This is a genomic window from Bradyrhizobium sp. (assembly GCF_049691595.1).
Classification (GTDB): Bacteria; Pseudomonadota; Alphaproteobacteria; order Rhizobiales; family Xanthobacteraceae; genus Bradyrhizobium.
In genome coordinates, this window is the sequence record NZ_JBAVNZ010000301.1 from 1 (window position 1) to 1,540 (window position 1,540).

The 1,540-nt window shown below is 61.6% G+C and carries 2 protein-coding genes; one reads left to right on the top strand and one right to left on the bottom strand.

Going from position 1 to position 1,540, the window contains the following annotated elements:
- Nucleotides 1-571: 571 nt before the first annotated feature.
- Nucleotides 572-943: an HNH endonuclease gene (locus tag WCE35_RS13430; RefSeq protein WP_424593838.1), complete on the bottom strand. Its 372-nt coding sequence runs from the start codon at nt 941-943 to the stop codon at nt 572-574.
- A 188-nt stretch (nt 944-1,131) separates the two neighbouring features.
- Here WCE35_RS13430 and WCE35_RS13435 point away from each other — a divergent pair, with 188 nt between their 5' ends.
- Entirely contained in the window at nt 1,132-1,452 is a 321-nt protein-coding gene (locus WCE35_RS13435) for a transposase (RefSeq protein ID WP_424593839.1), read from the top strand.
- Nucleotides 1,453-1,540 lie beyond the last annotated feature (88 nt).

Below are 1,540 nucleotides of genomic sequence, written 5' to 3' on the forward strand. Positions count from 1 at the left end.
TGGGGAGGCTCCTGTCTGGAGGGAGGGTTGCAACTCCTCATCTTCAGACAGGACGCGCCTGTTATCTCTCCCCACCCCGCGCTCTTGGCGGCGGAGCCCTACCGCGCGAGCGGTTTAGTCCGTTGGCCCAAACCAGACATGCTGCTCGCCTCGACGAATGTCCGTTGTTGGGGGGAACAGCGGACATGTTCTGGAAATGCCGCCGCTTCCGGTTTTGGCACATCGCGTCATTTGGTTGCCTTGCGGAATTTTGTCGCTATCAGGGCATAGCGGACAACGAGCAAGCATCGCGCCTTCTCCCCGTCGGCCGTCACGGCGGGCGCGCGGCTGGCCGGGATGCCCGCCGATTGGCTTTACAATGGCGCAAAATAAGGCAGGCGAACTGTGTGTTTGTATTTTGCACGTCATACTTTTAAGCTTAAAATAATAGGCACGGGTTGGGGCGTGATCCTTCAGCGGGGTGACGTCATGCGCGCTCGTAACGGAAGAGGCCGCAGAGCCGGGAGATGGCGCTACTTTCTGCGCGATCTGGCCGGCTTTGCCGATATTGAGCGTTTGCTCGCCGCCGACATTATTGGCGCGCGGCTCTCCCCTGATGTTGCCGATGATGATGATGCGCCCGCCGACGTAATTGCGCCGTCGGCGGCTCCTCGGCCGCAGCCCGGAGGCGGTTTGCGAAGGCGGAGGTGAGCATCTGGCCGATTTGCTCCGCGCCAGCATCGTCGATGCCAACGATCGCCCAGCGATAGCCGCCCGCGGATCGCCAGCCTTCTCGAGCCTGTAATAGCCACGAAGCAAGCGAGCGGCTGTCCTTGTCGGTGTTGCAGTGGTCGCACGCCAGCGCCTTGTTATCGGGCGCCAGCGTGCCGCCCTTGGACCGGGGGCCGGATATGGTCGTGCGTCGGTGCAGCCGTCGGCCCGCCGCAATACCAAGCACTGACACCGTACTTCTCCGGTTTTCTTTGGTGTCGACGAATCAGCCATGATGCGGACTGATCACCTCGTCCCGAAAGGTGCGGCAACAATGCGCGGCAGCCAACCAATGATCGCGAGCAAGCTTGAGCTGTCGCCCTGAGCCTCCTCCGAATTGATGGACACCTGTAGTAGGCTCAATGAGCCAGGAGGTGTCAGATGGAAGGACGTCAACGTCGGTCGTTTACGGACGACTATAAGCGGCAAGCGGTCGATCTGGTGGCTTCGAGCGGCCGTTCGATCGGGTCGGTAGCCAAGGAGCTGGGCCTGCGCGATTCGGTGTTGCGGCGCTGGGTTGAACTTCGTGGGGCTGGACGAGAGCCGACGGCGGCGGCGCGGCGCCCCACAACGCAGGCGACGCTGCCGTCGGCGGACCACGCGGCGGAGGTCGCTCGTTTGCAGCGAGAGAACGAGCGGCTACGGATGGAGCGCGACATTTTAAAAAAGTCGATCGCGATCTTTGCTGGGGTTCCGAAATGAGATTTCGCTTTATCGAAGATCGCCGCGCTGACTATCCGGTGAGAATCATGTGCGACGTGCTCGAGGTATCGCCAGCCGGCTATTATGC

Coding starts and splice junctions, on each gene's coding strand:
- WCE35_RS13435 (WP_424593839.1), top strand. CDS start 1,132: ATGGAAGGACGTCAACGTCGGTCGTTTACGGACGACTATAAGCGGCAA.